This window comes from Ochrobactrum sp. SFR4 (assembly GCF_019730395.1).
GTDB lineage: Bacteria > Pseudomonadota > Alphaproteobacteria > Rhizobiales > Rhizobiaceae > Pseudochrobactrum.
Genome location: NZ_JAAPBB010000848.1, coordinates 1 through 267 on the forward strand (window position 1 = coordinate 1; position 267 = coordinate 267).

The window sequence follows — 267 nt, forward strand, 5'->3', positions numbered from 1 at the left end:
TCCGTAGTGCGTACCGGCAATGTATTGCGGATGGCATCTAATACGCCATCCGGATTTTTGATATCAAAGATGCCGCTGACACGCATATCAAGAAGTTTGCTATCGGTTGCACGGATGGTTCCGCGACGATAACGGTTCACATCTGCCAGAACTTGCCGTAGCGGCCGGTCTTCAAAAATGAGCTTGCCTCTTTTCCAGGCGGCCTCCGTATTGGCATCAACTGCATTGAGTGCACCGAAACCGGCGGTGTTAAAACTTGTCAGTTGA

Annotated in this window: 1 protein-coding gene; it reads right to left on the bottom strand. The window is 50.6% G+C overall.

Annotated elements, in window-relative coordinates; translation table 11 throughout:
- Positions 1-267, bottom strand: a 267-nt coding sequence (locus tag HBA93_RS21480) for a FecR family protein (protein WP_502910175.1), incomplete at both ends; no start/stop codon positions are given.